This window comes from Ancylomarina salipaludis (assembly GCF_004122035.1).
Lineage (GTDB): Bacteria > Bacteroidota > Bacteroidia > Bacteroidales > Marinifilaceae > Ancylomarina > Ancylomarina salipaludis.
The window spans coordinates 69755-91961 of record NZ_SAXA01000011.1 but is presented as its reverse complement, the minus strand read 5'-3'; the positions used below and the strand labels follow the sequence as shown (position 1 = coordinate 91961).

Below are 22207 nucleotides of genomic sequence, written 5' to 3'. Positions count from 1 at the left end.
GAAATAGGTTGCGTTAAATAGCAAGAATTTTAGAGTTCTATTATTAATATGAAAAATAAAATAAGGAACAGTTGATTCTTAAGCAGCTAAAAAAAGCCCTATTTACAGATTTATTTCGATAATAAGATAAAAAGACGCCCCTTGACTAGGCCGACACAGAACACCATAAAAATAAACACATTACACACCCGAATTATGTTTTTTGAGGCTTATCCGTCTTTCCGGATAAAAGCAATGAATATAAAATAACAGGGTCTATCGAAAATTCGTTAAATTGCAGGCTGTGTATGTGTACATTCAGGCCTACCAAGCCACACAACACCTTTTAAAAACAAACCATAATGAAACCATATCATAACTTAACGTTTCCCGCACTTTTTTCGGAAACAGTTACAAAGTTTGGATCCTCAAATGCCATGGCACTTGTAGGTCAAACACCTATCACCTACAAGGAAGTCAATTCTAAAATACATGCTCTTATTGCTTTTTACGAAAAGCTGGGTATCAAAACAGGTGACAAAATTGCTATTCTAAGTAGTAATATGCCCAACTGGGGGATTACCTATTATGCAACCACTTTTATGGGAGCCGTTGTTGTTCCAATATTACCCGATTTTTCAGTCATGGAGATTGAAAACATCCTTAAACATTCCGAATCTAAGGCAATCGTTGTATCAAAAGCTCTATATGCAAAAATTAAGAACTTAGATATCGACAGCCTGGATTACACCATTGCAGTTGAAAACTTTGATTTGATTGAATCAAATCAAACGACTGCTCAGTATGATGATTCAGCGACACCTGATAAAAGCTATCAAGTTGCCGAAGATGACATGGCAGCTATCATTTATACATCAGGAACAACAGGCAGTTCAAAAGGTGTAATGCTTTCGCACAAAAATATTTGTTCTAATGCAACTAGTGCCAGACAGCTTCATCCTATCGATGAAAATGATCGCTTTCTATCCATCTTGCCCCTATCGCATACCTACGAAAACACTTTAGGTTTTATCATTCCTATGTTAGCAGGTTCCTGTATTTATTACTTAGGAAAAGCACCTGTTCCATCTTTGTTGATATCGGCTTTAAAAGAAGTCAAACCAACCATCATGTTTTCGGTACCTCTGATCATTGAAAAAATCTATAAAGGAAAGATTTTGCCAACTATCAACGGAAAAGCCATCACCCGAAACCTATATAAAATTCCTTTTTTCCGCAAAAGGCTAAATCTTATTGCAGGGAAAAAATTAATGGAAACCTTTGGTGGCAAACTAACCTTCTTTGGTATTGGAGGAGCAAAGTTGGGCGACAAGATCGAACAATTTTTACGTGAAGCCAAATTTCCTTATGCCATTGGATATGGCCTAACTGAAACCTCTCCTCTGCTTGCTGGTATTGGAGTTGCCAAAACCCAATACAGATCTACAGGCCCTGCTTTGGCTGGAGTTGAATTAAAAATCCATAAGCCTGACCCACACACTCAAATTGGAGAAGTTTGGGCCAAAGGCGATAATGTGATGATGGGCTACTTTAAAGACCCTGAAAAGACCAAAGAAGTCATGACTGAAGATGGCTGGTTTAAAACGGGAGACCTGGCAAGAATGGACAAAAACAATTACCTCTATATCGAGAGTCGTCTAAAAAATATGATTGTCGGAGCCAGCGGAGAAAACATTTATCCTGAAGAAATCGAATCGGTCATCAATAATTTCAAACATGTGGTTGAATCTGTTGTCGTCGAGAAAAAAGGAAAATTGGTTGCTATGGTTCACTTCAATTATGAAGAGTTGGAACAGCAATACAAAACACTTAAAAAAGATGTGGAAAACTACGTCGATCAACAAATTGATGAATTGATGAAAGAACTGCATCAATACGTAAACTCAAGAGTCAATAAATTCTCTCAGGTTCAAATGGTGGTTGCTCAAGTTGATCCTTTCCAAAAAACAGCAACACATAAAATCAAACGTTTTTTATACTACTAGAAAAATAAAAAACAACGGATATAAAAAATGCCCAAACCTTTAAGTTTGGGCATTTTCACTCTTATTTAACTAGTCCTGTTTTTCATTCATCAGGTGGGTATCCAAAAACTTTTCCATAGTGCGATAGAAATCAAATCGATTTTCCTGATTTCTAAAACCATGGCCTTCATTATCTTTTACCATATACTCCACATTAATCCCACGCGCTTTCATTGCGGCAACCATTTGGTCCGATTCTGCAAGATTAACCCTTGGATCATTGGCGCCCTGAGCAACAAATAAAGCCGCTTTAATTTTATCAGCGTGATAAACCGGTGATACCTTAGCTAACATGACACTATCTTTTACAGGATCACCAGCCATTTCGTATAGCATCTGACGGTAAGGCTCCCAATATGGAGGCAGACTATTCATGAAAGTAAACATATTGCTCACACCCACATAATCAACACCACATTTGTACAAGTCAGGTGTAAAAGCCAAACCTGCTAAAGTTGCATAGCCACCATAACTACCACCATAAATTGCAACACGATCTTTATCAGCATAGCCCTTATCAATTGCCCACTGTACTGCATCGGTGATATCATCCTGCATGCTCTGTCCCCACTGTTTGAATGAAGATTCCCAGAACTCACGACCATAGCCTGTAGAGCCTCTGAAATTCATCTGTAAAACTGCATAACCACGATTGGCCAGGAATTGAATCTCAGGATTAAATCCCCAATTATCTCTTGCCCATGGTCCCCCATGAGGATTAACTACCATAGGTAGGTTTTTAGCTTTAACACCAACTGGCAGTGTTAGATAACCGTGAATCGTTTTTCCATCCCGACTAGTGTATTGAATTGGTTTCATTGGAGCCATTTGAGATTCATTCATCCATGGACTCACTTCAGAAATTAATTTTAGTTCATCGGTATTTTTATCATAGATATAATAAGCACCCAAAGATCTGTCACTATAGGTTCGAATCAAAAACTTATCTTCATTGGTATTACTACTTGTAAAATAACAGTCATAATCAGGTAATTCTTTTTTTACACGATTATACATATCTTCACTTTCCTTATCAAAGAACTTGAAATTAACCATATCCGTTGTATAAATGGCCTTGGTAAGCACTTTACGTTTTTTCGAATATGACAGACTTTCAACATCTACCATTTCATTAGCAAATAAGCTCTCAGTCTCCTTTCCTGTTACAGGATCAAAAATGACGATCTCAGCCTTATCGCGTCCGATATTAGAGCTGGCATATAATTTTTTATTATCAAAAGTGAAAAACTGAGGCGACATGCTCTCTTTAAAACTGGTTGTAATAACCGGCTTAAATTTGTCCTTTTCAGTATCACGATAAAGCACAGTGGCATTTACCATATCGGTAATTGCTGTCGCAACACGTAGTTTGCCCTCATGATCAGTCATCCAACTGGTAATATTCCCTGGATTTTCATAAAGCATGGTCAACTCTCCCGTCACAATATTCAGACGATAAGGATCAAATGCCTGAGGATTTCTTTTATTCATAGAAATAATAATCTCATCGGGAATATCGTCCAAACGATCAATTATGCCTGTACGAACATTCTCAAAATCAGTAAAACAAACCAGATTCTCACCATCAATATCAACTCCATACAATTTAAAATTCTCATCACCTCCATTATCTTTCAAATACAGAATCCGATTATCGTTTGCCCAGAAATAGCCGGCAATATCACGATCTGTTTCAAAAGTAATTTGAACAGCCTCATCATTACCAATTTCCTGAACAAAAATATTCATCCGATCTTTGTATGGAGCTCGGTACGAAACCTTTGTACCTTCAGGCGAAATTTGATAAGAGGTCTTTTGAGGATTCTTAAAAAAGTCTTCCAAAGCAATTTTGGGAGGGCGTTCAACTTTTTTCTCTTTGGGTGTGCAAGCAAAAATACATATAGCTAACACGGGAATACACAAATGTGTGATGTTAATTTTCATAATGACTCTATTAGTGATTAGTAAATTATTGAAGCCTTAATTTACAACAATAATACTTATTAATCAATAAAAGGCTTATACAGAACACATAATCCTATTACAAACAAAAAAAAATCCCCGGAATCATTGACCCGGGGAGTTAAATTATTTATTAAAAAGTCACCACCTTCCGTTCTTTAATAAATTTCGTAAGATCCTGACCAGCATACTTTACCGTTATACCTAAATCTTGCAACTTATCGGCAACGCCATACTGATCGGCACAAGCCTTACAAGCCATTACATGTACACCAGCATCACGCATCTTATTCACATAATCTTGTAAATCCTTATCCTCAGAAAGCAGTTTCGATGATGGCCCCCAAACCAGAAGTGTAACATCATCCCACCATCCCTGTTTTCTGGCATTGTAGGTATACATAAATACCATTTTCATAGCCACATCCTTATCGCCACTTGTCCAAACTACAACCAACTTATCTGCTTCATTCATCTCTGTCTTATCTTTTAGGAAATCACTTTCAGTATCTGGCTCAGATGCCTTAAGTACAGGCATAGTCAAAAACAAGCTCAGTATAATACTTACAAATAACTTCTTTTTCATCTCGGTTTATTTTAATGATATGATTTTTAAATCTATTCTACAAACTCTTAATTTCATTCACCAAATTCTGCAAACTATCCTTAGCATTGCCAAAAAGTAAACGGGTTTTCTCACCAAAGAACAATTCATTCTCGATACCAGCATAACCTTTACCTCGCCCCCGTTTCATCACGATGATATTTTTGGCCTGATATGCATTGATAATAGGCATACCTGCAATTGGACTAGCAGGATCGTTAATGGCAGCCGGGTTAACCACATCATTAGCTCCAATAACCATCACCACATCGGTATTGGGCATATCCGGATTGATGTTATCCATTTCGACCAACTGATTATAAGGCACGTCAGCCTCGGCTAAAAGCACATTCATATGTCCCGGCATACGCCCTGCCACAGGATGAATAGCAAAACGAACATTAACCCCTTTTCCACTCAAAAGCTCTTCCAATTCATGACAAACATGCTGAGCCTGTGCAACCGCCAAGCCATAACCAGGAACAATTACCACTGATTTTGAATAGGAAAGTAAAATAGACGCATCACTCAAACTGATTTCCTTCATCACCCCCCCTTCGGTATTAGCAGCTGCAGCGCCATTAGCTCCAAAAGCTCCAATAATCACATTCATCAGGGAACGGTTCATAGCCTTACACATCAATAAAGTCAGAATTGTACCCGCAGCACCAACAAGAATACCACCCAAAATCATTGCCTGATTACTGTAGATGAAACCAGCCATAGCAGCCGCAATTCCCGTAAAACTATTCAATAGAGATATCACCACTGGCATATCTGCTCCGCCAATCGGCATCACAAACATCACGCCGTAGAATAAAGAAATACCCAATAATAAATAGATGGCCCAATTAAGTTGCTCGGGTGTTTGACCTGAAATCATGATATAAACTGAAAGAGCGACAACAGTCACCAACAGAAATAAGTTGACATAGGTCATCATTCCGGAAGTAATATCCTTCACCTTGCCGTCAAGCTTTCCATAGGCAATCATCGAACCACTAAAAGCGATACTACCAATAATTAAACCCAGAATCGTAACCAAAACAGATTCATAATTACCCATATCTGCATTGGGGAATTCGAGCAAAGCAACCAAAGCCGAAGCCGCACCACCCGTAGCATTAAAAAAGGACACCAATTGCGGCATAGCGGTCATTTTAACCCGTCGTGCTACCACCCAGCCAATAACTGAACCGATGGTCAATGCCGATAAAATAATCCAGACATTGGTCAATGCAATCCCGTTTCCACTGGCATCCCTATGCAAAAGCAAAGTGGTAAACATAGCCAAAACCATACCTGATCCCGCATAAAAATTACCCCGTCTGGCCGTTTCAGGATGAGACAGCAATTTCAATCCAAAAACAAAAAGCAAAGCTGAAATTAAATAACTCAGTTCGAGTATCGATTCCCCCAAAGTGAAATCAATCCCGTTTAAATTTCCTATAACTTGTTCCATATCATCCTATTTTTTCTTCTTTTTAAACATTTCCAACATGCGGTCTGTTACAACAAATCCACCTACAACATTCAGTGTCGCGAAAATAACAGCGAAAAAACCGAGTATAAGTTCCAGAGAGAGAGTTGATGTATCAGCATGACCAACCAAAATAATACCACCAATAATGATGACACCACTAATGGCATTGGCCCCCGACATGAGAGGTGTGTGAAGAACTGATGGGACATGAGAAATAACCTCAATCCCCACAAAAATGGATAGAGCAATGATAAAAATTGCCTCCTTATATGTGAAAAAGTATGCTAATATTTGTTCCATTTAGTCTGATTTATGATTCAACAACTGATTTGACACGCTCGTTTAAAATTTCGGACTGATGCGTAATGCAGGTTCCTTTAACGATGTCATCCTCAAAATTTAAGTTTAAATCACCCTCTTCGCTAATTAATAGCTGCAAGAAATTAAACACATTCTTTCCAAACATCTTACTGGCATCAATAGGCATTAAGGATGGGTATCCGGACTGTCCGATAATTTTAACTTCATTGTGAATAAGGGTCTCATTGTTTCGAGTCAATTCGCAATTTCCTCCTGTTGAAGCAGCCAAATCGATAATCACTGCACCTGGTCGCATGCGTTCAACAGCTTCGGTAGGAATTAAAAGCGGCGCCTTTCTTCCGGGAATCTGAGCCGTGCATATCACCACATCAGCTTTGGCTGCATGATCGTTAATGGCTTCTTGCTGTTTCTTTTTGAATTCATCCGTTTGTTCAACAGCATAACCTCCCGCTGCTGAATCGTCAATTGCCCCTTCAACCTCAACGAATCTAGCCCCAAGACTGTTCACCTCTTCTTTAACAGCTGCCCGAACATCAAAAGCTTCGACCTGAGCGCCTAACTTGCGTGCAATAGCGATGGCCTGCAAACCAGCAACTCCGGCTCCAAGAATCAGAACGGTAGCCGGACGAATGGTTCCTGCTGCTGTCATAAACATGGGAAAAAAATTGGGTAACTCATTGGCAGCCTCAAGCACAGCCTTATAACCGGCAACCGTGGCCATTGACGAAAGCACATCCATTGACTGAGCCCGGGTTGTTCTAGGTATCGAATCCATACTGAAACTGGTTACGCCATTCGCAAGGAATGCTTTTACCAAGTCGGTATTCCAAAGGGGGTTATACTGACTAATCCAAACCTGTTTGTCGTTCAATTGTCTGATAAGTTCGAGGCTCGGTTCACCAATCTGAACAAAAACCTCTGCCTTTTTTAAAAGTTCTGTTCGATCTAAAATACTTGCCCCAACATTCTCATAGGCTTCATTGGTTTGAAATGCAGATGCACCCGCATCTTTCTCTACGTAAACCTCAACTTTTGCTTGAACCAGCTTGGAGACAATTTCCGGTAAGAGAGCCACGCGTTGTTCTTCGCCTTGCTCTTTCAATAATCCTAAAATCATAGGCTTTGTTTATAGTTAATTCCAATTGATATTTTCACAGTAGAATCGCTTCATTTATAAAGCATTGTCCAATAAATATAGTTTATAATAGCCACAATTAAAATTACTCCTATGAACTTTTCACAAAACAATTTTCTAAAAAAGACTTTCTCTACCCTTATTGTACATTTTTAATCGATTCTTTATTTAGATTAAATCTAGATATAAAAATTAGAATACAAGAATAAATCCTCACCCATTATCATCTGAATAATAAAAATCCCTACATCTTGGTATTTTATCTTACTCAACAAATAAAAAAGGGACTTTCATTTGAAAGTCCCTTTTTTTATAAATTTTATCACTAAACCAATTACTATTAATAGTTACTGGGTTCAAGAGCTTTTTCTTTTTCCCAAACAGGTAGAATATGACCTGGTTTATCCTTCATCACTTTTTTAAGCCATTCTTGTGGATAACCAACGGTTTGAGCATTTCCATTTTCATCTTTTATATAGCCATCGTTATACTTGGTTATTAAATGTTCGGCTAATTCCGTCCACCTTTCTGCAACCATATCCAATTGATCATTAGAAAAATCGGAAAGAAAATCAGTAGCAAGTTTTGGATTAATCTTGTACAATTCTCCAGCGGCCTTATCCATTGCAGGAATATATGCAACGAATTTCTGCTCCAATTCTCGTTGTACTTTTTGAATATCCTGAATCATATCAGAATACCTCAAATCCGAAAAATTGGAAACAAAATTAAAGATCCACCAAGCTGAATCCCACGAAAATTTCTGTAGGCTACCTTGGCCCCATACCTTTGGAATTTCTTTAGTGCAACAATAGACAGGCGTGTAACAGGTATAATAAGTATCATCATAACCATACCAAAGAACCCCGCCAATTTCATTAGGCAGCCACGATCGGGACTGAGCAATAAAGGAAAAAGCTGTATTCCGGGTCGAGATAGGACGCTCCCAAACTGCCGTTTTTCCATCGACATCCAACACTAGCGGTCGGCAACGATTAGGACTCCCAAATGGGCCCGCTTCTATACCTTTAGTCATGTCAAAATCCGTTCCCTCATAATGATCTCTGATCAGATAGGAAACAGCCTCAACATTCAGTTTTGAGTCTGGTTTTATCCACAAAGGATAACGATCGGCCCCTTCAACACCACGATGGTAATCTGTTGAGAGTTTCAGGGAAGGTGCACATCTGTTGAACAGACTCCACACACGTGATTCGCAATATCTCAAATTTGAAGGATTAGAAGGATCATACGCCTCATTAAATCGAAATGGCTCACCGGATTCCGGATTGTAATAGCCTTTTTTGATAGCAAAGTCTATCACATTCTTTGAGTAAAGGCAATTTTCGGGGTCATCTAAGGGAAACTCTCCAATCCTTGATTTATTAGCATGTGCTGAAACATAGCCATCAGGGATTCGTCGGGCCACCCATATGGCACCTTTCCCTTTTTTACCAGTACCAATCATCTCAAGAATCCAAGCCTCGTTCGGATCGGCAATCGAAAAGGATTCCCCTTCACTCTTATAGCCATATTCCTCAGCAAGTGCAGTCAGAGTTTTCACCGCTTCCAGAGCTGTTTTTGATCGTTTAAGGGTCAGTTGCATCAAGGTCCAGTAATGCAGGAGATTTGAAGAATTAACCAACTCCGCTCTTCCTCCAAAGGTGGTTTCTCCTATAGAGACCTGATGTTCATTCATGTGCGGACCAACAATGGCATAGGTATGCAAAGCCTGTTTGATTTCTCCGAGTACATTGCCACTCCAATCTTTAATTTGAAGCATCTCACCTGGCTTGTAGTCAGCTGCCGGAACAACTCGTAAGCTAGGATGAAATTCGCCATCGCAGGTATAAACCACCATAACAGAACCATCTTTTGATGCCCCTTTGGTGACTATAAAATTTGTACAGGCAAAAACCTTCATAACAGTCGTCGCTTGAAAAAGTACAATTAAGAAAAATAAAAATGTTTTGTTCATAGGTTTATGATTGAGTTTGAGTTTATCAGATCTATTGGTTGTCATGATCTAAACCTTTCGAAATTATGAAAAGGACGCTAATAAACACATAACAAAAGTCATTAATGATTATAAAAAAAGGGCAAACATACGCTTGCCCTTTTCTAAAACTATTTAAATGTCTATTGACACTAATTATTTAACCTCCAAAAGCATTAGTGGAGAAATACCCGTTTCATACTCCTTAATCAAAGTACCATTTGTACTATAAGTCACAAGTTTTCCATTAGCAGTTGTACTTGGAGAAACAAAACAAAATACTTTATCATCACTGAAACCAACACCGTTTAAGCCTGAAATGCCTTCTACTAAATTTGTTGCCTCGAAGCTTTTAGTTGCTGTATCGAATACTGCAATAGCACCTGAAAGATTCCAGCTAGCATCATAAGCCGAAGTCATTACATATAACTTTGAGAAATCATCATTTGCCGACATGATATTCACATAGCTAGAGCTGATACCTTCTAATTTATATAATTCGTACGCATTAGTAGTCGTATTAATATAAGCTAAACCTTCTTCAGTTGAAGGATTGCTATAACTATCAATTTGGGAAACATAAAGATTATCCTTTTTATCTTTAATAAAATAACTTGATACAGCCTGAGTTTCAATATAGCTAATAGCTTCAGTATCCAGATCCATCACAGCAATGCTCTTTTTATAGTTAAGAGCTGCATATAATTTGCCATTCACAATAGCCAAACCTTCAGGTCCACCTTCAAGTGCAATTTTCTTTTCTACTTTTTTTGTATCAAGATTTACTTTTGCAATATAAGACAGTGTAATATCTTCCCAGATGTTACCTCCCCAACAAGAAACATATAGATAATTCCCATCTGCCACACAAAAGCGAGGTTTAATAATACCATCAGTAATACCATTTTGAGTTTGTTTAAATGTTACTTCATCTACCCAAAAAATCTGATCCAAATTATTTCCCATCATGAAAATTTTTCCGTCATAGTTGTAGGCATATTGCACATTGGAAACCATAGGAACAGTATTTACAGTTTCGTAATGTCTGTTCGTTAATAATTCTGAATTTTCCTCATACACAGAAATAGTTGATTTATCTCCAGAATAACTACCATAGTTTATTACATAACTTAAGCTTGAATAAATTGAAATAGAAAATTCTGATTCAGAAATTATATTTTCACCATCAGTTACTGTAAAAGTAAAACTATCTGAAGTTTCAAAACTGGAATCATGAATGTATTGAATTTGCTTATCATCAATATCCTTTTGCGAAAAAATTGTAATTGAAGTTTCAGTATCAGTTATTTTTACCAATTTACCATGTATAGGTGCTTTTGTAATAGTAAAGATAATCTCAGCAGGGTTTGATTCAGAGTCAGTAATTTTCAATTCTTCCTCAGTAATCAGTTTAGTTTCACCATTTTTTAGCATGATACCCTGATTAGTATCTAAAACAGGTATCTCATTAGTATCATCATTATTACATGAGATCAATAAAGTAGCCGCAAGGGCTAACATTGATAAGAATTTAATTTTCATTTCCCTTTTATTTTAATTGATATTATAAGTTAGACTTAATCGGTAATTAATTCCAGGCATAGCATATCCAAATGAAGACTGATAATCAGTGTTAAAAATATTATTAAGTATGCCTTTTATTTTAATTTTATTATTGTTATTTAATTTAAACTGGTGACCTACTGAAAAGTTGAGAAGAAAATAAGATGATAGAATTTTATCATTTTCTCCATTAGTATATTGCTTGTCCGTATACTTACAGTCTATTGAAATATCGGTATTCTTAAAAGATGTAATAGTATAAAAATTAGCCATATGTAATGGAACATATTCCAATTGTCGATCAACTGGAATGGTTGGATCTATTGATTTTTTTGGTTCTGTTGAGGTGTAGGAATAGTTGACACCTGACACAGTTTTCACCCCCCAAAGGGAGTAATTCCATTGTGTCATAAATTCAAAACCTTTGCTTTCTACTTCTTGTACATTTTTGGCATGCCAATCATCTTTTTTCTCACCTTCATTATTGATGAAAGATCCTTTTCGCCATAGAATCCACTCATCTACATTTAAGTAGAAAGTATTCAGTTGTATGTGTCCGAAAATGTCAGTAGTTGAATAATTCCATTTAAAGCCCAACTCATAATTCATGCCTTTTTCAGGATTTAAATTTGGATTCCCCTGGTCACCCCAAAAACGATCATTAAAAGTGGGTACACGATAACTTTTAGCAATATTTCCATTTATGTTTAGAGCATGAGTTTCTTTAGAGAATACGAGATATTTAAAACCAAAAGTTGGTGTAAAAGGAACAGTAAAATCTGTCACCAAACCTTGGCGTAAATTAATTGTAGCCGTTAGTTTACGATTTAGCTTGTGAAAATATGAGGCATAAAAATCAACTCTGTCTTCATATTCCAGATCGCCAGAATAAGTATAAACAGTAGGGTATATTCTGCTGGCTTTTGCACCGATTTTATAACTTATATTTTTATTTAGCTCATGCTCAACACATGCCTCTCCAATAATACGTTGCGTCTGAATGGTACCATCTGTATTTTTATTGTGAATACCATTATCATACACATAGCCCCCACTGATCTCATACTTAATGGCTTTTTTAGCGTTTTTATACGATGTCCACAACCTAATATTTTTATCTTCGTAAGGCTCTCTTAAATCAGGTTTATAATAATTCTCTTGCATATTTTGCTGAATCAGGTGCCAATCTTTCTCCAACCACAGGTTAAATATAAATGTCTCTTTCTCCGAAAACTTATAATTTATTTCTTGAATTAAGCCCTTGTTTTCAATGTTTGCATTTCTCTGTCTGTCTTCCTTCTGATAGATGCCTTTTTCAAAATCATACACAGCTGTGTTCGTGAATTTAAAATCATTGTCTTTTTTATAATAATAGAGACGAGTCACCGATTCAAATTTACCGTTACCTATGTGTATTTTTGTGCCATATAATTCTTCTCCAAAAGAGCCGTGAGCAACTCTAGCCTCTGCTTTTACACCTTTAGTCCAATTGTTTTTTAAACCAAGGTGAATGGCCCCGCCAATACTTCCCGAACCATTTACTGTACTGGCACTACCAAATTGAACCCCCACTTCATCGAACAAGTACATAGGGATATTACTCATATTTGACTCCCCAAGTGTTAGAGAGTTAAGGTTGATACCTCCAAAGTTCACACTTGTATGATTAGGAGAAGTACCACGTAAGCGTATGTTAGATGAAGCTCCTGCTCGTGATTTTAGAACAATAGGAAGGGTTCGTAATAATAACTGCTCTAAACTTCCATCGCGATTAGCGTCGAACTGAAGAGCAGAAATCGTTTCTATTTTTGCCCCGGATTGGTATTTTTTCAGCTTGCCATAACTCACCACCTCTTTTAAATGGATAGTATCAACTCCGACAGTTTGCCCCCAACTATATAAGCTTATAAAGCTACCTAACAGCACGAATAAAAATTTCAACTTCATCTTATATCTGATAAAGAAGAAAACACCAGGATAGACCAATAGAAATAAAGAATTCGATCGTCTTCCAAACATCTTCTCCGAATGTTTTGAAAATTAAGGTTGTATTGGCAGGTCTTCTGACTTACTCAACTTTTCCGGCCTTCCCATCCGCCTGGGCGAACAGTGGCATTGTGGTGAAAAAGCTTTTTTCTGAGCTTACAGCTACGGGAACAGCTCCGGACTTACACCGGATTCCCTTTTCATCTCCATCTGACAACAGTCAGATTCACGAGAACCAATTACGCTGCAAATGTATAAAAAAAACAAAAGACAAAGAGCTTTATATCTTATTTGGAATCTAATTCTAAACATACTGAGGTCAAAGAATAAAAAAACATATCATAAAAAAGACTGTTCCTTTTAAGAACAGTCCTTAATCCAATTTAAATAATATTTTACTGCATTATTTAACGGTCAAACCAAACTTAACATAACCAGTATTGTATATGGGCATACTACAAGCTTGATATGTAAATCTTTGATCTACTATAGGATTATAATAATAAATTTTTATACTTCCTAACGCATCTGAGCCCTCTTTTCTCACCGTAACAACTGTTTTACTTTCCTTAGTTGTATTTGTACTAGTTACCTCAGCTGAAATACCTTCAGAAACTTTCGCTTTTCCTACACCAACCTCTAGCTTATAATCTCCATTAAATTTACAAGTAAGTACATGTGAAAATTCATATGTCTTTGTACTTGTAATATTAACACTTTCATCTTCCTCAACAATATTAATATATCTATAAAGAGATTCTTCAGAAAGGTGCCATGAACCAAGTGAAATTTCATCAGCACCTAAATACACAGGTTTAGAAGTGAAGTTATTGGGGTCAATCTTATATGTATTTTTGGAATGTCTAAAAAAGGTTGAATGTTCATATGTGTGTGTTATATTAAAATTCCAAATCTCATTTGGTTTAAAAGGGACATATATAATTTGAGGATGTTGATTTTTAGATGTTATCACCTCAAATCTAAACTCATAAGCACCCTTAGTCCACATCCGATCCAAGAGTTCTTCACTACTTAAAGTTCTTTTCTCCTGGGAAGTTGTATAATCTTTAATTACTGGATCATCACTATTTGTCCCTGTACTTGTCTGATTCGCAACCCTAAAATATGTTTTTGGATTTATTTCAATAAAACTTAAATACTCTGAAACTGATCTATTTAAACTACCTGTTTGATTTAAAGGTGTTATTCCATAGTATACATAATCTCTTTGAAATGCTTTTTGATAAATACTTCCATCATCTTTATTAAAATAGTTATAAGCTTCAAGTGCTTTTCCCCCAACTATTGTAATATGAGAATCCACAGACTTTATTCTCGATTGATTTTGTAAACTACCATCAAAATTTGGAGATTTAAATGTTATAGATTTGTTCGCACCACTCTTAACATTCCCTGTTTCAGCTACAGGCGCAACAACCCTACTATTTTCATTCACTACAAATACATGAAAATCTGGAACATCTCCTTTTTGTAAGCTAAGTTCTTTCTTACCATTCAAGAAGAGTGTAGTTTCAGATTCTTGAGATACAACTACAGGTATTTCTTTATCTTCAGTATTTAAATTTTCTGAATTAATATTAAAAAACATAATCTCTGGAATCAAAATATTCAATAAAGGAATATTCGTCTCAATTTCTTCCATAATTTCTTCAGATGAATATGAGATTAAAATATCCTTGAAAGATCTCCCATTAATAATCTCATCTTTAATTAAAAAATAAAGAACATCATAATTTTTATCAAATTGTTTTAGAGATTCTGTTTTTAGAAATTCTCTAACATCTTTTCTTTCATATGTTGCCTTAGACAAGATCTTAGCAAAAGTCACCAAATTTTCCTCTTTGTCTTTAGCACTCAAAACATTTTTTGGGGTATTACTCTTTTTTAACACATTGACATTTTCATCAAAATAGTCATCATTAGAACATGAACTAAGAAGAATTCCTACCATTCCAAAAATTAAAACCAATTTCTTCATAAATCTTAAATTAATTATACAATTATTCAATTAATTATATCTACACCAAAAACTCAGAGTCAAGTAACTATTAGACCTACATATTTAATTTAAAATAATATTAAATCGAACTATGAACAAGCTATATATTTAACCTTAACCTGAAGAATCATAATGTATATTACAACAAATGTAATATGATGTTATGAAAATAATAAAATTTATGACTTAATTTTATGCTTTCTTAACATATATCTATGAAATAAATCTAAAATCAGTTACAAGAAATGCTTCTCCCATTACAATACAACCTTAAATGTAATAGACTAAAACCTTCTTTAAAATTTATAAATAAACTCCGCATTCACTAACCTTCCCGGCATATTGTAACCATCTTTCTCGGTATAATTTTCATCCAATAGATTCGAAACGGTTATTCCAACTGTATACTTCTCTTTAAAAGTATACGACGCCGAATAATCAAATACATAAGAAATCGGATGACGTAACAAAGCCTCATCAATCAATTCAGGACGAACCTCTTTACCATTAAAAACAATAGGTTTTTTTGAGACATTTGGCCAATTTGAATAGTCGGCTAAGTACATATAATTATCTTCGTAGCGGTGACCAATATAACGACCATTTAAGCAGGTCGTAAATCCTTTTAAATTATCGAACTCCAAACCAAACGAAGCAGTATTGTCTCTCACGTATCGCATACTCCCCTCGGCAGGCTTTCCATTCGACTCATATTTTAAGGTTGCATCAATTAAATGCGTATAATTTAAGTACAAACGTAAGGAATAATCGTAATCACTTAACGCGCCAAAGTCATAAGAAGCAAGCAACTCAATACCACTCATATTTGCCTTATCTGCATTAATATAAGTGTAAAATTCATCGCCACTTTTTTTAATCCCATCCGGATCGCGCAGTTCTTTAATTATTTTATTGGTGTGCCTTGTTTGAAAATAGGTAAAATCGATATTGATTCCATTTTGGAAATCCTTGTAACTCTCACCTATATCGAAAGTTTTACTTTTTTCTGCCTTCAAATTGGCATTCCCTCGTGTTGTTGTGCCAGAAGCAACTGTATAAAATCCGGCAACCTGAAAAGCATCGGGTGCTAAAAAAGCATCACCCCAGCTTGAGTGAATCGATATATGCTCACAAAGCTCATATTTCAATCCCAGATTTTTAGTAAAAATCTCATAGGTTTCGGAACTGGAAGCATTTCCTAAAAACTTATCCGCCTCTAAATCAAACTTAATAAAATCGCCTCGTCCACCGATTGAAGCATCCAGCTTACCATCAAGAAGTTTAAATTGGATTTGACCAAATACACCTGTTTTACGGTTGTTATAATCTGGTTTATAAGGAGCCTCAGCTGTCCCTTCTTTGGTATAATTAAGACTCTCATATTTGTCAGTTCTGTTATCAATCCCAAAAGCAAACGTATGCTCATCTATCTGGAAAGCATCATTCAACTGAAAACCATAATTTTTATAAATTTTCTCAAGATTACCGGAACCATCATTGCCAAGATCTATAGTCTCTGTATTTTCCTTTGAAAGGAAAGAAGATAAACGAAGCGAATGAATACCTGCTTTTCCTAAAACATCAAAACCTCCGGTATAGCGTTTAATATCTTTTGAATCCATCCCATAGGTATGCCAAAAATTACCCGGCGTTTCAACATTTAGAGCTTGATAAAAACTACTATTCAGATTAAGCTTCCAGTCTTCTGCAAACTTTATTCCCAAACGGGCATTCACATTATGCTTTTCGAATTGAGAATTCTCCATACGAGCACCATAGGTTGTAGCATCCAAAATTGTTTTGGCATAAGCTTCGTTGTATAAATTATGATTACCCACCTTGTAATCTTTATTTTGTTTGTGAAAAGTATATCCCAAATCAAAATCGAGTAATTCAGACAAAGAACCGCCAACATTTAAATTAACTTTCGAGTTTTGAAAACTACCATAAGCCAAAGAAGCCGAACCTCCCAACTTACCCGTTCTGCTTTTGCTCACAATATTCACCACACCTCCCATGGCATCAGAACCATATTGTGCTGAAAATGGACCTTTCAAAATCTCAACGCGTTCAACATTACTCAAATCGATACTAGCCAGATTCTCGGTTCCTGCCGGTTTACCATCAATTAAAATTAAAGCATATTTACTTTGTGTATCAGCAGAAAATCCCCTTATTCCAATTCCGGCATCAACACCCGGATATTGCAAAATATCAATTGAAGACGATCTTTTTAACAAACCTGCAACATCGGTTGCCGGAGAAGTCTTAATCATTCTAGGCGTAATCACATCTACCTTTTGAGGCAGGTTTTTAACCTTAGCATTCACACGTGAGGCATTAATCTGAACCTCGTTTAGATTTAAATGACGAACCGAAGTGGAATCTACCACAGGTTTATCATCAGCTTGAGATGCAAAATTCATAAATGAAAGCAATGCAAAAGCTGTTAAAAATGTTCTTTTCATGTTTGAGTTTAATAAAATGAAAAATGTTTTAACTAATGCAAAGCAAACAGGGAGCTAAAAGAAAATTTGACAACACGACACAAAGTATCCCTTATGGCAAAACAATCCTGAATATCTGTATTGAATCGATTTTCGTTCACTTGCTCTTTTTCCCGAAAGCAATGACTTGTATTAATCGCAAAGGCAGGTCTTCTGACTTGTTCTACTTTTTGAGGCCTTCCCATCCGTTTGAGGCGGACAGTGGCATAGGTCGTTCAAAAAGCTTTTTTAGAACTTACAGCTACGGGTATAGTTCCAGATTCTAACTGGATTCCCTTTTCATTTCAATCCTGAATAATGAGGACTGAAATACCAAATGCGGTGCAAATATAGATAAAAAAAAGACTTTGGAGCACAAACCTGATTAGAATACAAATCCGGAAGTCAAACCAAAGACTATCAATAAAATTAAGTTTCTACCAGAATATTAGAATCAAATTTCAGTTCTAAAATCAAGCTAATCTGAAGGTCTCAACAACAAATTATTCTATCCCCTGCAATAAATATTTAAGGTGAATAGTCTAAATAAAATAGATTTGTTATTCTTGCATATCGCTTTTATAAACAGCCCATTTATTAAAGAGACCAAACTCAAACAACCAACTAAAAAACCGACACATGTTAAAAACACTTTACAAAGGATTCATCTTGTCATACCTCTTAATCACAATCTCTTGCACAACAAATCAAAACTCATCTGATTTAATTCAAGCAATTGATAATCGCCAGACTGATAAAGCACTTCGAATAATCGATCAGCTTGACAATTTAAATGAGCAAGACTCACTAGGATTGAGTCCCATGCACTGGGCGGCCAAACGTGCTCTGCCACAAATCACAAAAGCTCTAATAAAAAAGGGCTGCAATCTGAATATAACTGATGTACATGGCTACACGCCTTTGAATTATGCCATAAAAGCCGATAATGCAGAAATCATAAATCTCATGCTAAAGAACCAGGCCGTTGTTTATAAAAACGGCTTATCAAATTTGAGCGATGGTCCTTTTGTTGATTGGACCGAGAAAGGACTCTATGCATATTATTTAAAACACGATTCGATTAGCAGCAAAAGCTTCCTATTAGGCAAATTCATAAATCAAAACACACGATATTTTAAAGGATGGAATGGAGACACCACAACTTACACCATTACCGATAATAAAATACCTGCATGGGAATTTAAAACTCAAGAACCCATATTTGTTTTAGGTGATATTCATGGTCAATATGATAGAATGGTCAAAAATCTGCAAGCCCACGGCGTGATAGACAAACACCTGAAATGGAGCTGGGGAAAGGGGCATCTTGTTTTTGTAGGCGATATTTTTGATAGAGGGAATAAGGTTACGGAAGCACTTTGGCTGATTTATAAATTGGAGCAGGAAGCAGACAAAACCGGAGGTAAAGTGCATATGAGTTTCGGAAACCACGAACTCATGGTGCTGAACAAGGACAACAGGTATATAGCCAATGATTACAAAAACCTGTGCAACAATCTGGGGCTGGAATACAATACACTATTTCATTCCAATTCGGTATTGGGCGAATGGCTTCGCTCAAAGAATTCGATGACCAAAATAAACGACATTCTCTTTGTGCATGGAGGAATTTCTCAAAAGCAAATTGATTCCGGCATGAGTACACAAGAAATCAATGAGTTGGTAAGGCAATATTTAATTTCGGGGAGTAGTCCAAAAAATCAGGACAAATTGAATCAAATTTTAAAAAGCTTTGGTCCCTTTTGGTATCGCGGCTATTTTATGGATCGCTCCCAATACAAAAAAATTACTGAACAGGAACTGATTTCTATTCTTGAGGCTCTTAAGGTTTCAAGAGTGGTCGTTGGTCATACCGAAAACGATGAACTAAGTGCATTGTACAACGGAAAAGTCATTGACGTTAACATACCCTTAGCTGAAGATTCTATTCCCAATCAAGCCCTTTTGATTAAGTATGGAAAATTCTTTCGTCTAACCGAAGATGGAAATAAAACCCTTTTAAACTAGATTTTCAACAAAAAAAACAGCCCTAATGCGACCATTCTTTGGGGCTGTTCTTATTCTAAATTACGAAGATTGAATTTCCCATATTGAAGTATTACAAATAAATAATATCTTTCACTTTTCATAGAATACGTAAAACTCATCAGACCGAAAATCAATATGGATTACTTTAAATACGGAGAAACAGAACTTGAATATCTAAAAAACAAATGCGAAAAAATGGCAGAGGCTATTGATCGCATAGGACTGATAAAAAGAAATGTTTTACCTCATCCTTTTCAGGCTCTTATTTCGAGTATCATCAGTCAACAAATTTCAACAAAAGCAGCTGTTACGGTTAAGGCCAGATTAAGCAATCTGATGGGTGAAATCAGTTCTGAGAACATACTTAAAACCAAGCATGAGGATATTCAGGCCTGTGGCATGAGCAACAGAAAAGTAAATTATATAAAAGGAATTGCAGAAGCAGCGCATTCAGGTTCTGTAGATTTTGAAAAACTACATGAACTGAGCAATGAAGAAATCATCGAAAAACTAACTGCTCTGAATGGTATTGGTGTTTGGACAGTCGAAATGCTCCTTATTTTTTCACTCTCGCGTCCTGATGTTCTAAGCTATGGTGATTTAGGGATTCGAAATGGTATGATGCATCTATACGGACTGGAGTCCCTTTCAAAAAAAGAATTTGAAATCTATCGACAAAAATTCTCACCATACAATACAGTCGCTTCACTCTACTTCTGGGCATTAGCAAAAGAAACTACAGAAAAATAGATAATACGAAAGCACAAAGTGATGATCGCATTGAAATTCCCTTTGTGCTTTTTACATATTACAAATCAATATCAAGAGGTCCACAAACTCCCAATCGAGTAGGTCTTGGCTCGTCCGCGCACCAAAATGCGATCACCCAAATCGACACAGAACAATTGTCCTCCCCGCTCCGATATTTGTTTAGCATTCATCTCCTTTTTATTCAGTTGCTCCGACCAAAAAGGGGTTAACGAACAATGAGCTGAGCCCGTTACCGGATCTTCCAAAATAGAAGCCTGAGGTGTGAAAAATCGGGATACAAAATCGCAATCATCTCCCTTAGCCGTTACAATAACGCCTCCCGGATCAAGATTAATTTGATCAAAAATCGGTCTGTCAATTTTAATATTTCGAATATCAGCCTCTGTATCGTAAACCAACACATAATCACGTGCTTTCAAAACCTGTTTGGGCTGAATATTTAAAGACGCTTCAATAATTTGTGGCAGTTCCGCTACATCAGGTTTTCTCCTTGGTAAGTCGAGTGTATAAAGTCCCTCTTCAGCTCTTACTTTCAGTTCGCCACTCAGACTTTCAAAAACAATTTCATCTTTGGGATATTTCAAAATGTCTTTCAAAACATGGGCGGTTGCCAATGTTGCATGTCCACACAAATCCATCTCAACATCGGGGGTGAACCAACGCAAATGCACTTTTTCTTCATTTATAATAAAAAACGCCGTTTCCGGCACAGCATTTTCTTTTGCTATTTTAAATAAAAGCTCATCAGGCAACCAACTCTTAAGAGGAACCACACAAGCCGGATTACCCGTAAAAAGCTCATCCGTAAAGGCATCTATCTGATAAAGATCTAATTTCATTCTCAGGTATATTAAGTTGTAATTGCATCAATCTTTGATGCAAAAATAAAGTCGTTTTCATGCAGCCCTTCAATTTTATGAGTCCAGATTGAAACCTCAACTTTTCCCCAGGTAAAATTAATATTAGGATGATGATTTTCTTCTTCAGCCAACACCCCAATTTGGTTAACAAAAGCTAAAGCCGATTTAAAATCAGGGAATGTAAATAATTTCAACAAATGATGCTGATCAACCACTTGCCAATTGTTAAGCTTAATTAGGTATTGATTGATCTCAATTTCGCCAAGAGGTGGAATCCCTCCCTGACAAGGTGTACACTTCTTTTTGGACAATTGGTTCATAACAATGCTTTTTCAAAACGATTCAATTGTTCTTTAAATTCTTTCAATAACTCAGCGTCTTTAATCCCCTCTTCGTTCGAGAAATTCTCATAAAAAGAGGGTAAGGAAAAACTTAAGATCGGTTTATTATTTGCACGTTCATACCTTGCAATCGCCATAGCCAATACTGATTTTCCCCCATAGCCTCCTGGCGAGGTTGCCATCAAAAACATGGGTTTGTCTCCCCACACATCCGATTCGATTCTGGATACCCAATCGTAAATATTCTTAAAAGCCGCAGAATAGGCTCCATTGTGTTCAGCAAAGGAAATCAAAATTCCATCCGCTTTTTGAATAAGAGCTTTAAATTGATGTGCCAAATCCGGGATACCAGTCGCCTCTTCCCTATCGGCACTATAAATTGCCATCTCAAAATCATTCAAATCCAATAAATCAAAATCGACATTCTTCAATTCTTTCGATGCATAGCCTGCCAGAATTCTATTGATGGATTTAGAGCTATTACTCGCTCCAAGGGATAATATTTTCTTCGTCATAAACAGTGTATTTAATTCATCAACAAAAAATTGATGATTCTCTTTTAAAGATAATTAAACACGATTAAAACAATCAGACTTATATCGAAAA

General features: G+C 36.3%; 16 protein-coding genes and 2 riboswitches. Of the genes, 3 read left to right on the top strand and 13 right to left on the bottom strand.

The window, feature by feature from the left end:
- The first annotated feature begins 341 nt into the window (after positions 1-341).
- Positions 342-1985 carry an AMP-binding protein gene (locus EO244_RS12335; RefSeq protein ID WP_206734555.1) on the top strand — a complete coding sequence of 548 codons (1644 nt, stop codon included), beginning with the start codon at positions 342-344 and terminating at the stop codon, positions 1983-1985.
- A gap of 69 nt (positions 1986-2054) precedes the next feature.
- On the opposite strand, the gene EO244_RS12330 is transcribed toward EO244_RS12335, so the two are convergent.
- From EO244_RS12330 to EO244_RS12285, 10 genes are all read right to left on the bottom strand, one after another.
- The gene (locus EO244_RS12330; protein WP_129254982.1) at positions 2055-3968 is read right to left on the bottom strand and encodes a S9 family peptidase; all 1914 of its coding nucleotides are present in this window, start codon (positions 3966-3968) and stop codon (positions 2055-2057) included.
- Between the two features lie 151 nt (positions 3969-4119).
- Positions 4120-4572, bottom strand: coding sequence for a DsrE family protein (locus EO244_RS12325; RefSeq protein ID WP_241687982.1), 453 nt, complete (start codon positions 4570-4572; stop codon positions 4120-4122).
- A gap of 37 nt (positions 4573-4609) precedes the next feature.
- On the bottom strand, positions 4610-6052 hold the full coding sequence (locus EO244_RS12320; protein WP_241687981.1) for an NAD(P)(+) transhydrogenase (Re/Si-specific) subunit beta: 1443 nt from the start codon (positions 6050-6052) through the stop codon (positions 4610-4612).
- A 6-nt stretch (positions 6053-6058) separates the two neighbouring features.
- On the bottom strand, positions 6059-6373 hold the full coding sequence (locus EO244_RS12315) for an NAD(P) transhydrogenase subunit alpha (RefSeq protein ID WP_129254981.1): 315 nt from the start codon (positions 6371-6373) through the stop codon (positions 6059-6061).
- Positions 6374-6383: 10 nt separating this feature from the next.
- Complete coding sequence (locus EO244_RS12310; RefSeq protein WP_129254980.1) at positions 6384-7511, bottom strand: Re/Si-specific NAD(P)(+) transhydrogenase subunit alpha; 1128 nt, start codon at positions 7509-7511, stop codon at positions 6384-6386.
- 358 nt (positions 7512-7869) lie between these two features.
- The gene (locus EO244_RS12305; protein ID WP_129254979.1) at positions 7870-9507 is read right to left on the bottom strand and encodes a dipeptidase; all 1638 of its coding nucleotides are present in this window, start codon (positions 9505-9507) and stop codon (positions 7870-7872) included.
- Positions 9508-9681: 174 nt separating this feature from the next.
- Positions 9682-11067 (bottom strand): cadherin-like domain-containing protein, encoded by a 1386-nt coding sequence (locus tag EO244_RS12300; protein ID WP_129254978.1) that lies wholly within the window; start codon positions 11065-11067, stop codon positions 9682-9684.
- A 12-nt stretch (positions 11068-11079) separates the two neighbouring features.
- The gene (locus EO244_RS12295; RefSeq protein ID WP_129254977.1) at positions 11080-13107 is read right to left on the bottom strand and encodes a TonB-dependent receptor; all 2028 of its coding nucleotides are present in this window, start codon (positions 13105-13107) and stop codon (positions 11080-11082) included.
- Positions 13108-13124: 17 nt separating this feature from the next.
- Positions 13125-13329: riboswitch (cobalamin riboswitch) on the bottom strand.
- Positions 13330-13477: 148 nt separating this feature from the next.
- On the bottom strand, positions 13478-15073 hold the full coding sequence (locus EO244_RS12290; RefSeq protein WP_129254976.1) for a hypothetical protein: 1596 nt from the start codon (positions 15071-15073) through the stop codon (positions 13478-13480).
- 317 nt (positions 15074-15390) lie between these two features.
- Positions 15391-17562: a TonB-dependent receptor plug domain-containing protein gene (locus tag EO244_RS12285; RefSeq protein ID WP_129254975.1), complete on the bottom strand. Its 2172-nt coding sequence runs from the start codon at positions 17560-17562 to the stop codon at positions 15391-15393.
- 166 nt (positions 17563-17728) lie between these two features.
- A riboswitch (cobalamin riboswitch) is annotated at positions 17729-17933 on the bottom strand.
- A 286-nt stretch (positions 17934-18219) separates the two neighbouring features.
- Between EO244_RS12285 and EO244_RS12280 the strand changes: the two genes are divergently transcribed.
- On the top strand, positions 18220-19608 hold the full coding sequence (locus tag EO244_RS12280) for a metallophosphoesterase (protein ID WP_129254974.1): 1389 nt from the start codon (positions 18220-18222) through the stop codon (positions 19606-19608).
- A gap of 156 nt (positions 19609-19764) precedes the next feature.
- Complete coding sequence (locus EO244_RS12275; protein ID WP_129254973.1) at positions 19765-20379, top strand: DNA-3-methyladenine glycosylase family protein; 615 nt, start codon at positions 19765-19767, stop codon at positions 20377-20379.
- Between the two features lie 71 nt (positions 20380-20450).
- Here EO244_RS12275 and EO244_RS12270 read toward each other — a convergent pair whose 3' ends face one another.
- From EO244_RS12270 to EO244_RS12260, 3 genes are read right to left on the bottom strand one after another with little or no spacing between them, the layout of a single operon-like run.
- Positions 20451-21239, bottom strand: a complete 789-nt coding sequence (locus EO244_RS12270) for a PhzF family phenazine biosynthesis protein (protein WP_129254972.1) — start codon at positions 21237-21239, stop codon at positions 20451-20453.
- A gap of 11 nt (positions 21240-21250) precedes the next feature.
- Entirely contained in the window at positions 21251-21580 is a 330-nt protein-coding gene (locus EO244_RS12265) for a 4a-hydroxytetrahydrobiopterin dehydratase (RefSeq protein ID WP_129254971.1), read from the bottom strand.
- Positions 21577-22116 (bottom strand): NADPH-dependent FMN reductase, encoded by a 540-nt coding sequence (locus tag EO244_RS12260; protein WP_129254970.1) that lies wholly within the window; start codon positions 22114-22116, stop codon positions 21577-21579. The genes EO244_RS12265 and EO244_RS12260 overlap by 4 nt, the downstream gene beginning before the upstream one ends.
- Positions 22117-22207 lie beyond the last annotated feature (91 nt).